Genomic DNA, 10,768 nt, shown 5'->3' with positions numbered 1-10,768 from the left:
GCACTTCAATGTTGAATCTAAGTAATCAAAAAAGCCCGTATTGGCGAACTAATACGGGCTTTAACTTTCAAGAGAGTGTTTAAATAAACAGGGCTAATGCTTAGCTAATAGCTAAATTTTAAGCGCCTTCACCAAACTTGCCACTTTGGAAATCAGTGACCGCTTGCATGATTTCTTGCTGACTGTTCATGACAAAAGGACCATATTGCACAATCGGTTCGCCTAGTGGGCGACCAGTGATTAAAATCACTTTGGTATCCTCACTACTATCGGCTGTAATGGTAACGCCGTCAGTATCAGTATTATTTTCAAGAATAGCCATGGTTTTAGTTGGTACCGTTTCGCCTGCAATTTCTATGGTACCGCGATAGACAAAAGCAAAAGCATTATGGTCAGCCGGAATCGCCTGACTAAAACTCGTTCCTGCTGGTAGATGGATATCCAAATAAGTCGGCTCAGTGATATCGCGTGTGACCGCGCCTTCAATACCATGCGATTGACCCGCAATTACCGTGACGTCTACGCCATCTTCCGTGCTATATTTTGGCAAATCGTCACTTTGGAAATCTTTATACCAAGGGTCATTCATTTTGTCTTTGGCAGGTAGGTTAAGCCAAAGCTGGAAACCTTCCATTGCGCCGTTTTCTTGTTCAGGCAATTCTGAATGAATCACACCGCTCGCCGCCGTCATCCATTGGACGCCGCCATTTTGTAATAGCCCTTCGTTACCGGCGCTGTCGCGGTGGCGCATACGGCCAGTAATCATATAGGTAATGGTTTCAAAACCACGATGCGGATGATTGGGGAAACCGGCAACATAGTCGTCTGGATTATGGCTTTTAAAGTTGTCTAACATCAAATACGGGTCAAGACGCTCTTGTAGCTGCTGGGTCAGTACCCGTGTCAGCTTAACCCCAGCACCGTCTTGGGTATCGACGCCAGCGTAAAGGTGTTCAATTTGGCGCGAGTTTTTCACAGTGTCTTTTGTATCAGGCGTGACAGTATGATTCATTATATTATCCTTAAAAACCATTTGGTTTATAAATATTCATTTATTTGTATATAGTGATAATAAAATAAATTTCAATAGGATACTATGTAGTTTTTTTACATTAATACCTTGTAATATTAAGTATATATTAACCTTTCATTTTTGTTAAAACAATCTTCCTGTCTCTATTGACTCATCAAAATCAAAGCCCAATTGCTCGCCTTTACGCTGTCGTAGCTGCTCGATACGTTGCCTACGCCCTGCTATAAGCCTTAGTACTTCGCGGCGCTGTTCGGTCGTCATCTCATGCCATAGCTGGCGCTCAGGACGGCTACGCAGGCAGCCAAAGCAGTAGCCCTTTTTATTGCTTTGGCAAACACCAATGCATGGATTGGCAATCTCGAACAGTTCAAACTGCTGATTCATGGCGGCTCCATCGCTATTACGTTATTCCTTTAACTTGCCCGATTGCTTGTCTCGTCTCACCGTAAATACTATTATGGCGCAAATAGCGAATAATACTGTGCCATTTTATCGTTACTGTTTTTGTGGCGTCAGTGCTATGCTAAGTTTTGCACCGCCATATACAGCAATCATAACAAAACCAATCAGTGAGATTCTACGTGAATATTATTTATATCCATGGCTTAGACAGTGATGCCAACTCTACGAAAGGCAAATTATTGGAGGATTATTGCCAAAAGTATCATCCCGATATCAAGGTATTACGACCTGATTTGAACAAGACTCCTGAGCAAGTTTTTAAGCAAATCCTGTCGTTAATTGAACGTTTAGACGGTCAAAATAAAAAGGCGCAAGATAAGCCAAATAAATTTTTTTCTACCGTACTGGTCGGTAGCTCCTTAGGCGGTTATTTTTCTACGGTGGTTAGCAATCATACCGGTTGCCCAGCGCTATTATTAAACCCCAGCATCCAGCCGCATATTACTTTGCAGCGGTTTGCTAAAGATTTTGCGCTAAAAAACAATGTTAAAGACGAGGATTTGGGCAAGCAGGTTATTCATGCAACAGCGGGCGGTTGGGATATTACTCAAATAGATTTGCAATGGTTTGCAGCGCACCAACTATCAACCGTTAATTATCCTAATAAAATTGCTGTTCTCATTAAGGAAGGAGATGAGCTGCTCAATCCTGAATTATCTAAACAGTTTTATCAAACACAAGGAGCAAGCGTAACGATGCAAACGGGCGGCGATCATCGATTTAGTGATTTTATTAAGCAATTACCTACGGTGATTGAGATGCTGCAGAGTCTCACACGGATTTAACTGAACGACATTATCTGACGTAAGCAAATGAGTATTGACCTTAAGGCTACTATTTTTCGTTATAATGGGTTAATAGAATTAATCGCACATGAATAATTAAGGATGCATTTGTGAGTCAATATAATGCGCAATCGTTAGAAGTTTTAGAAGGGCTAGAGCCTGTCCGCCGTCGCCCTGGAATGTACACCGACACCACGCGCCCCAATCATTTAGCCCAAGAGGTCATTGATAACTCAGTCGACGAAGCGTTGGCGGGTTATGCGAAAACCATCAAGGTGCAGCTGCATAGTGACGGCTCGCTATCGGTCGAAGATGATGGCCGCGGTATGCCAACTGATATCCATCCTGAATTTGGCCAATCAGGGATTGAGCTGATTTTGACCCGTCTACATGCGGGTGGTAAGTTTTCAACTTCCAACTATGAGGTATCGGGTGGTCTGCATGGTGTGGGTATCTCTGTCGTTAACGCACTTTCAACGCGAGTTGAAGTAACGGTTTGGCGCGATAGTACGCAGTTCGAGATGGCCTTTGAGAATGGCGCAGCGGTGACCTCTTTAACCGAAACAGTAAGCCCCAATAAACGTAAGCGTGGCACTAGAGTTAAGTTTTGGGCCGATGGTAGTTTTTTTGATACGCCAAAATTCAATGTTAAGCAGCTGAAACACAATCTAAAAGCCAAAGCGGTATTAGCCGCTGGTCTGACGATTGAGTTTGTCGATGATATCAATAATGAAAAAGTGGTTTGGCAATTTACCGATGGGGTGGTTGAGTATCTAAACGAGCAGCTAGATGGTTTAGAAACCTTACCAGAAGCACCATTTTATTATAATCATGAAGCAAAAGCTGGTGAGCGTGCTGCTATCACCTTTGCTTTGTCTTGGTTGCCGGATGGTGGCACGCCGATTCAAGAAAGCTATGTCAATCTTATTCCAACTGCGCAAGGCGGTACGCATGTTAATGGCTTACGTACCGGTATTTTAGAGGCACTACGTGAGTTTTGCGATATTCATAATCTACTGCCTCGTAATGTTAAATTAACAGCCGAAGATGTCTGGGATGGCGTCAACTATATCTTGTCGCTGAAGTTTTCTGAACCGCAGTTTTCTGGCCAAACCAAAGAGCGGCTTTCTAGCCGTGAAGCGGCGGGCGCGGTGCAAACACTAGCAAAAGATGCTTTTAGTTTGTGGCTCAATCAACATGCCGAGATGGGCACACAGATTGCAGAATTGGCGATTAATAAAGCCGGTCGCCGCCTAAAATCAGCCAAAAAAGTGGCGCGTAAAAAAATTACTCAAGGGCCAGCACTACCTGGTAAATTAGCGGACTGCCGCGGTGATTTACGGGATGGCGCAGAGCTGTTTTTGGTCGAAGGGGATTCGGCAGGCGGTAGTGCCAAGCAAGCACGCGACCGTCACTATCAAGCGATATTGCCGCTGCGTGGTAAGATTTTAAATACGTGGGAAGTGTCGTCAGATACGGTATTATCAAGCCAAGAGATTCATGATATTGCCATTGCCATTGGGGTTGATCCAGCGTCGGATGATTTAACCGAGCTGCGCTATGACAAAATATGTATTTTGGCTGATGCTGACTCTGATGGTCTACATATTGCCACGCTTATCTGTGCCTTATTTGTTAAGCATTTCCCAGCGTTGGTTGATGCCGGTCATTTATTTGTCGCGATGCCGCCGCTGTACCGCGTCGATGTTGGTAAAGAGGTACATTATGCGTTAGATGAGTCAGAACTTGAGCACATATTGGCCAATGTACCGGGCAATAAAAAAGCCCAAATTACGCGCTTTAAAGGTTTGGGTGAAATGAGTGCCGAACAGCTGCGCGAGACCACCATGAACCGCGATACCCGCCGATTGGTACAGCTAGATATGGACGATATGATATTAACCAATAGCGTGATGGATATGCTACTCGCCAAAAAACGCGCGTCTGATCGTAAGTCATGGCTTGAGCATAAAGGTAATTTGGCGATTATCTAAGAAAGGTTTTATAGGTCCACACGCCTTACTTTCATTCATATATTTCTTTATATAAGTACATAAAAAAGTGAGCTGGTAGGTGATAAAAGCCTATAAAATTCAATCTAGTAGCAGACGCTTAATGGTATTATAGAGGTATCTTTTACTATATGGTGCCGTCATGACATCAAAATTTTTTAAGCGTTCTAAAGCGGCTGCTTCTAAACCTACGCGCTCAAAAGTACTACCAAGTTTGAGCAAAAAGCAGCTGGGTGATTTAGTACCAAAACGTGGTAATAAGTTTGCGCCAAAGATTGGCTCGGCATTGTTAAAAGCAGTAGGTTGGCGTACCGTTGGCGAGATTCCAAATATCCCGCAGGCGGTGGTTTTGGCGCTGCCGCATACATCCAACGTCGATGGTATTTATGCGATACCAAGCTTATTTGCCCTAGATTTAAAAATCAGCATCATGGGCAAACATACGCTATTTAAAGTGCCGTTGTTTGCACAGCTGTTAAAGTGGATTGGCGTCATTCCTATTGACCGTGGTAATAAAGGCTCGGTGCTGCAGGCGAGTATTGATAAATTTAAAACTGGCAAACCGCTATTTTTAGGCTTAGCGCCAGAAGGTACACGCCAATATACCAAAGACTGGAAGACTGGCTTTTATTATTTGGCATTAGGGGCAGGCGTGCCGATTTTACCCGTAGCGATGGACTATAAAACCAAAGAAATACGCTTTATGTCGCTCGTCTATCCGACAGGAGATATCGACGTCGATTTGCCAAAAATATATGCGCAGTATCGCGGCGTTGTACCGCGATATCCTGAGCGATTATCGCAGCCACTACAGGATATCAATCATTTAGCTGACTAACGCTTTTATAATTTTTAATAACGATTGCAATCAAAAAGCCTCTGATAGCCCAACTATCAGAGGCTTTTTTAATGTTAAACATTTAAGTTTGCTATTAAGTGGTTCTAGTAGGTGATTGGCTACTAAAAATGCGGTTGCCCATTAGAAGCACTGACTCCGCCATCAACGGGCAAATTAACACCGGTAATCATCGCGGCGTCGTCACTGGCTAAAAAAGTAATGGTAGCGGCAATATCTTCTGGTTTCGCCATCCGCTTAAGTGGGCAGCGGTCCAAAAATTTATCAGTCTTGCTGTCGTTGTCTTGAATAGCGGTGGTCATCTCGGTTGCTGTCACGCTTGGATTGACAGCGTTGACGCGCACGCCATCAGCGCCGTGGTCTAGCGCGAGCGTACGCGTTAGGTTGCTGATACCGGCTTTGGCCGCATTATAAGCCGCCATATTCCAGTCGCCACCGACGCCAGACAGCGACGAGACATTGATAATATTGCCTTTACTCGCAATCAAGTGCGGCATGGCAGCCTGACAGACATAAAAAGTGCCATTTAAATTGACATCAATCGCCAATTTCCAATCTTCAGAAGACAGCTCAGTGATTTTCCCTTGCATGGCTTTGCCGGCATTGTTTACCAAGACATCAATTTTGCCGAATTTATCGACGACTCTTTTCATCATTTCTTGTACTTGAGCCTCTACGCTGATATCACAGACGATGGTCAAAAAATTGTCGGTATGAATCCAAGTGCGATCTTGTGGGAACGCTTTTGCTGTTTCCTCTAGGGTGGCAGCGGTGCGTCCAACTAACACCACATTGGCGCCTTCTTGAGCAAAACGAATGGCGGTTGCGCGGCCGATACCAGAGCCTGCGCCTGTGACGATGACGGTTTTTTCTTTAAAGCGTTTCATGATGTTCAGTCCTTGTTATCATACGAGTGTTATTATATAAATGAAAATATTAAGCAAGCCCATAAGTGCTGTGGCAATTTATAGCCCAGTAAACGCGGTGCAAAGCTGCTAGCTTTTATGTCATCATAACAACTCACTGCGATGAATGCGACTAGGTATAATGGCGTTTATGTTGTTCAATTTATCGCTAAAAGTTATGACAAGGTATAAATTGCTATATTTATTTAATAAGAAAAGGTTGCGGCTGTGTCCAATTTGACTACGGTGATATCTGATGAAGGTTATCTTGGCGATGAGTTAGCCTGTTACCTGCAATCTGAAGTATTAGAGATTGAACTGCCTACTATTCAAGCGCTTGTTACTAGTTATAACGGCCAATATAAGGCGCAAAAATATGACTATCAATTGCCCCTAGGTCAGTTGCAGCTATTAAATCTAAGCATTTATTTACCTGAAGATATTGTCGCAGGACATATTGAAAACGTACGTAAAACGGCTATTGAATCGATTTCGGCATGGCGCAACGACTATTTAACTAGGTACAAAGATAAGATAGAAGCGACGACATATGCTGTGGTTTTTGATATTCAATTTAGAAACATTTATCAGAACACAAGTAAACGTGTAAAAAATAACCTTATTAGCAATGCGTTTATAGACAGTTTAAGTTCAGAAATACATGCAAGCGAACTGCCATTGCAACTGTTTGGCTGGCATGATTGGCAATTGATATTAAGGGCATTACATACGCCATGCGAGCTATGGCGATTTTTACAATATCGTTTAGGACAGTGGCAACATACTGATAATAGCCGTATAGATAGTCTTAAGTCTGAAGAGGCGATGATTGCTGATTTCCTAAATAACCCTGCCGTATTTGCGCAAGCTATCGCTATAGACAACGCGCTGATTAAATATAAGATGCAAGATAAGCCAAATTCCGCCTTGATTGCGATGGCACTAGCGCAAAAAAGTCAGAGTACCACCAGCCAAATGTATCAGCAGCGTATGGCGCAAGCGGCTGTGTTATGGTCGCAAATGATTAGCCAAATGTTAAAGCGGTATAGCGATAATGGGCAAAAAAAGAATAAGCAAGATTTCTCGGCAATAAATCTTGCATATTGGCAGCAGCAAATACTCGATGAGTCTTTGTTTTCACGGCATGAGCTGATTGGTACCTTGTATAAACATCCCAAACAACAACAGCAATTACGAGAACAAGGCTATGTCGTCCATCATCATTCTTATGAGTCTTTAGGTCGGCATTATATGCTGATATTTTATGGGCAAGATGTCAAAGGGCAACATAGTAAACAAACCATACAGCCAAACCTTGCGAAAATCGCTTTGGATGTGGCCACGCGCTTACCGATAGCGGAGCTGCATCACGTGATTGTACTCGGTATAGATTTCATTGATGAGGCGAATGAGACCTTTATCGATATTGATTTATGGATACAGCCAGTTGCTGCCATGAGCCAACGCGAGCGCCAGCTAACCAAACAAATACAGCAGCTGCAACAGCAAAATCTAAACCGATAGTGGGAGCAGAACCAAACATAAAATGCGCTTTGTTCTAGCTATAGTCAAAATATCCTAAAAACGCTAAGGTATTGCTGATATCAGTTTTTTGTAGCCTCTGTCTGCGCAGGCACAGCAAGCAAGAAAAATTAATATCAGCAGTGAATGATGTATCGATATTGCTTTTCACTCACCATACCTTGTTAAAAATATTTATAAACGCGTATAAAAAAAGACAGCCTAGGCTGTCTTTTTTGTACTTAAAATATAATCACTGCTTATTTATTATTGGTATCGTCGTATAAACCGCTACCAGGCAGGATGTTATTATTAGCAATATCATCATCAGTGATACTACCATCATTAACGTTGTTATTTACGTTAGTATTGGCAGTGTTGTTGATGTCAGAAGTATTGATAGTGTCCGTATTCACTCGTGTTGTATCAACGATATCGGTATGAATATCAGGAGTTGACGTAGTCGCAGGCTTAGCCGTTGGCGTATTCTCACGCACTGACGCGGCAACTTTATCTTGCGTCGATGAGTTTGGCGTCAGAGCAGATTTCGCTTTTGCTTCGTCACGTTCTCTGTCCATCTTATCTTGCATTTTACGGAGGAAGCGAGCAGCTGCTTCTTGACCGCCAAGACCAAATGATAGGGCAAATGCAACCGCAACCGCACCTAAGGTTAGACCAAATGCTAAGTTAACGATAGAATCAGCGATACCCATCGCTTTTAGACCCATCGCCAATACTAGGCCCATGATTAAGACACGTACGATGTTTGCTAAGAACTGCGAACCTTGTTCAGAGCGCTCAACGACACCAGCGATGATATTGGCAAGCCAAAAACCAATGAACAGAATGATTGCGCCCAAAATAATATTGGCACCAAAAGCAATAAACATAGCGATGATGGCTGAGATAGGCTCGAAACCTAATAGATCAGCGGCGGCAATCGCAGCAAATAGCATGGCAAAGAAGATAATTGCATAACTGACAAGATCAGAAATCTTCTTATCACCCATGGTTTCTTGCAGACCAACTTTCGCAGGTAATTGGTTGATTTGAGTATTTTCGATCAAACCTTTGATGATGTTAGCGACCATACGTACTACATAGAAGGTCACGATTAAAATCGCTGCTGCCATAAATATATTTGGCAACGCTTCCATGATTTTGTTCAACATGTTGGTTGCAGGGCGCGCAATCACATCGATTTTTAGCGCATTTAAAGCGGCAATAATCGTTGGGATGATAACCACTAAAAACGCTAATGAACCTGCGATATTAGGCAAGCTGTTTTGTTCACTTAGACCTGCTTTTGATGCAAGCTTCTGTACATCGAAAGTAGAAACTAAGTTGGTCACAATGCCGCGTACGACTTTGGCGATGATATAACCCACCACGAAGACCACACCAGCAATAAGAATATTAGGAATAAAGCTAAAGATTTTATCAACCATATTGGTCAATGGCGCAAATAAACCATCAAGCTCTAACTGACCAAGTACCATGGTCAATACAACCAAAAGGATGAACCAGTAAACCATATCAGCAATGGTGCTGCTCATTGGTTTTACGCCTGCCTTGGCACTTAAACGCTCATCCATTGATGTTTTTGCTAATGCTGCGTTAATGGCAGTACGCGCAACGGTCGCAATGACCCAACCAATCACACCAACAGCAATCGCGGCGATAAGGTTTGGAATAAAGGTCAAGACTTGATTGACCATATTAGCAAATGGGGTTGAGATAGAATTCAGATTTAATTGACTTAACGCGCCAGCGATGGCGATGATGAAAATAAACCAGAAAACGATTTTGGAGATAATGCCTTCTAAATCGTAGCTTTTACCGGTTGAAGAATTCATGCGTTGGTTAAGATTTACTTTTGACAACACACCACGTACAAGGGCAGCGATACCCAGTGCCACAAGCCAACCAATGATAAAAATTAAAATAGCGCCGATGATGGAACCAATAGGGCCACCCAGATAACCGTTGAACGATGTATACATTGGATTCATCCTGTCCTCCTTTAATGATCATGCATTCCTTATCAAATAATCTCTGCTCTACAATATGAGCCTAATTATTGGTAACGAACCCATACCTAATTATTAATATTTTTAATTGATATTATTCAAGAAGTGTTTTTTATAAGACCCTACTAACATTCTGTGCAGATTGTTAACAAAATCTACGTTCTGTTACTTCTTACTTTGACCAATTTAGCTTAGCTGATGTAATGAGGTATTTAAAGACAGAAAGCTTAACGGCTTACTATAGTTGTGTGATAAGTTGTTAATTTGGCGGCAGATATTAACACAGACTGTACATTTGACCGATAATTTCAAGGGAATCGTAGCTCCTAAAACTAAGATTTGCTATGATAGAAGAATGTGACATCTCGCCACTATCCTTACAATTTGAGAGTATTCTATGAAAAAAATTACTACCTTAAGCATTAGTGCCCTTGCTAGTGCGATGTTATTAGTTACCGGCTGTAATGCTAGTAATGGCAATAAAGAAAGCGCCAGCAAAAGCGTTTCAGTGACTGAAAAAAGCCCAGCCAATGAAAAAGTGGGTTACAGCTTGGGTTATATGATGGCAGAAGGTAATAAAGAAGCGGTCGGCGATCTGAACCTTGATACCTTTGAAAAAGGCTTCCGCGATGGCTACGAAGGTAAAGACTCAGCATTGACGCAAGAGCAAATGCAAGAAGTGTTGATGACTTATCAAAAAGAACAAGAAGAAAAGTTCGTCAAAGAGATGGAAGGCAAAGCTGAAGATAACAAAACCAAAGGTGCGGCATTCTTAGCAGAAAATGGTAAAAAAGAAGGCGTGAAAACCACCGCTTCTGGCTTACAGTATAAAGTATTGACCGCTGGTACTGGCAAATCACCAAAAGCGACTGACGTGGTCGAAGTCAACTACGAAGGTAAATTGATTGATGGTACGGTATTTGACAGCTCTTATGAGCGCGGTGAGCCGATTGAATTTCCATTAAACCAAGTCATCGCTGGCTGGACAGAAGGCCTACAGTTGATGAAAGAGGGTGGCAAATACGAATTCTATATCCCATCTGATATCGCTTATGGCGAAGCGGGTAATGCTGGTATCGAGCCAAACAGCACCCTTATCTTTACCGTTGAGCTATTAAAAGTAAAATAAGGCGTTATTAGTTTCTTAGATTAACACACCAAGTG

At 42.5% G+C, this 10,768-nt stretch carries 9 protein-coding genes; 5 read left to right on the top strand and 4 right to left on the bottom strand.

Annotated elements, in window-relative coordinates; all coding sequences use genetic code 11:
• Positions 1 to 118 precede the first annotated feature (118 nt).
• Positions 119 to 1,012, bottom strand: a complete 894-nt coding sequence (locus B3R91_RS00750; protein WP_286795856.1) for a pirin family protein — start codon at positions 1,010 to 1,012, stop codon at positions 119 to 121.
• Positions 1,013 to 1,156: 144 nt separating this feature from the next.
• Complete coding sequence (locus B3R91_RS00745) at positions 1,157 to 1,417, bottom strand: DUF1289 domain-containing protein (RefSeq protein ID WP_286795854.1); 261 nt, start codon at positions 1,415 to 1,417, stop codon at positions 1,157 to 1,159.
• A 197-nt stretch (positions 1,418 to 1,614) separates the two neighbouring features.
• On the opposite strand from B3R91_RS00745, the gene B3R91_RS00740 reads away from it, so the two are divergent.
• The 3 genes from B3R91_RS00740 to B3R91_RS00730 all read left to right on the top strand — a co-directional run bounded on the left by B3R91_RS00740 (position 1,615) and on the right by B3R91_RS00730 (position 5,130).
• Positions 1,615 to 2,280 (top strand): YqiA/YcfP family alpha/beta fold hydrolase, encoded by a 666-nt coding sequence (locus tag B3R91_RS00740; protein WP_286795851.1) that lies wholly within the window; start codon positions 1,615 to 1,617, stop codon positions 2,278 to 2,280.
• A 110-nt stretch (positions 2,281 to 2,390) separates the two neighbouring features.
• Positions 2,391 to 4,274 (top strand): DNA topoisomerase IV subunit B, encoded by a 1,884-nt coding sequence (parE, locus tag B3R91_RS00735; protein WP_286795849.1) that lies wholly within the window; start codon positions 2,391 to 2,393, stop codon positions 4,272 to 4,274.
• A gap of 160 nt (positions 4,275 to 4,434) precedes the next feature.
• Complete coding sequence (locus B3R91_RS00730) at positions 4,435 to 5,130, top strand: lysophospholipid acyltransferase family protein (protein WP_286795847.1); 696 nt, start codon at positions 4,435 to 4,437, stop codon at positions 5,128 to 5,130.
• Between the two features lie 122 nt (positions 5,131 to 5,252).
• Here the strand turns inward: B3R91_RS00730 and B3R91_RS00725 are convergent, their stop codons facing one another.
• The gene (locus tag B3R91_RS00725) at positions 5,253 to 6,035 is read right to left on the bottom strand and encodes an SDR family NAD(P)-dependent oxidoreductase (RefSeq protein WP_286795845.1); all 783 of its coding nucleotides are present in this window, start codon (positions 6,033 to 6,035) and stop codon (positions 5,253 to 5,255) included.
• Positions 6,036 to 6,281: 246 nt separating this feature from the next.
• Here B3R91_RS00725 and B3R91_RS00720 point away from each other — a divergent pair, with 246 nt between their 5' ends.
• On the top strand, positions 6,282 to 7,577 hold the full coding sequence (locus B3R91_RS00720; RefSeq protein ID WP_286795843.1) for a hypothetical protein: 1,296 nt from the start codon (positions 6,282 to 6,284) through the stop codon (positions 7,575 to 7,577).
• A 257-nt stretch (positions 7,578 to 7,834) separates the two neighbouring features.
• Here the strand turns inward: B3R91_RS00720 and B3R91_RS00715 are convergent, their stop codons facing one another.
• Positions 7,835 to 9,586 carry a mechanosensitive ion channel gene (locus B3R91_RS00715; RefSeq protein WP_286795840.1) on the bottom strand — a complete coding sequence of 584 codons (1,752 nt, stop codon included), beginning with the start codon at positions 9,584 to 9,586 and terminating at the stop codon, positions 7,835 to 7,837.
• A gap of 415 nt (positions 9,587 to 10,001) precedes the next feature.
• Between B3R91_RS00715 and B3R91_RS00710 the strand changes: the two genes are divergently transcribed.
• Positions 10,002 to 10,733: an FKBP-type peptidyl-prolyl cis-trans isomerase gene (locus tag B3R91_RS00710; protein ID WP_102077430.1), complete on the top strand. Its 732-nt coding sequence runs from the start codon at positions 10,002 to 10,004 to the stop codon at positions 10,731 to 10,733.
• The last annotated feature ends 35 nt before the right edge of the window (positions 10,734 to 10,768 follow it).

Source organism: Psychrobacter sp. UBA6291, from assembly GCF_002439405.1.
Classification (GTDB): domain Bacteria; phylum Pseudomonadota; class Gammaproteobacteria; order Pseudomonadales; family Moraxellaceae; genus Psychrobacter; species Psychrobacter faecalis.
This window is presented reverse-complemented; position numbering and strand designations above follow the sequence as displayed.

Bases quoted from the DNA above. Each gene is read 5' to 3' on its own strand.
- B3R91_RS00750 (WP_286795856.1), bottom strand. From the start codon at position 1,012: ATGAATCATACTGTCACGCCTGATACAAAAGACACTGTGAAAAACTCG.
- B3R91_RS00745 (WP_286795854.1), bottom strand. From the start codon at position 1,417: ATGAATCAGCAGTTTGAACTGTTCGAGATTGCCAATCCATGCATTGGT.
- B3R91_RS00710 (WP_102077430.1), top strand. From the start codon at position 10,002: ATGAAAAAAATTACTACCTTAAGCATTAGTGCCCTTGCTAGTGCGATG.
- B3R91_RS00730 (WP_286795847.1), top strand. From the start codon at position 4,435: ATGACATCAAAATTTTTTAAGCGTTCTAAAGCGGCTGCTTCTAAACCT.
- B3R91_RS00715 (WP_286795840.1), bottom strand. From the start codon at position 9,586: ATGAATCCAATGTATACATCGTTCAACGGTTATCTGGGTGGCCCTATT.
- B3R91_RS00725 (WP_286795845.1), bottom strand. From the start codon at position 6,035: ATGAAACGCTTTAAAGAAAAAACCGTCATCGTCACAGGCGCAGGCTCT.